The sequence below is a fragment of the Micrococcus sp. PSi08 genome (assembly GCF_054960655.1).
In genome coordinates this window covers 1-300 of record NZ_JBHNYP010000073.1, presented here as the reverse complement: position 1 = coordinate 300, position 300 = coordinate 1, and the positions used below count along the sequence as shown (strand labels likewise).

1 protein-coding gene is annotated in these 300 nt (G+C 66.7%); it reads left to right on the top strand.

Translation table 11 applies throughout. From position 1 onward, the window contains the following. Window positions 1–300: transposase (locus tag ACFI33_RS11825; protein WP_445373407.1), on the top strand; the 300-nt coding region annotated here is incomplete at both ends.

Here is a 300-nt window from a genome sequence, read left to right as displayed (position 1 = left end):
GGTGCGGTGTGGCAACGCTGCCGCACCCACTACGCGGCGAACCTGATGGGCATCACCCCGAAGAGCATGTGGCCGGCGGTGAAGGCCATGCTCCACTCGGTCTACGACCAGCCCGATGCCGCCAGCGTCAACGCCCAGTTCGACCGGCTGCTGGACTACGTGAGCGAGAAACTGCCGGTGGTGGCCGAGCACCTCGATGCTGCCCGGGCCGACATCCTGGCGTTCACCACATTCCCCAAGGACGTCTGGACCCAGATCTGGTCGAACAACCCGGCCGAGCGGCTCAACCGCGAGATCCGC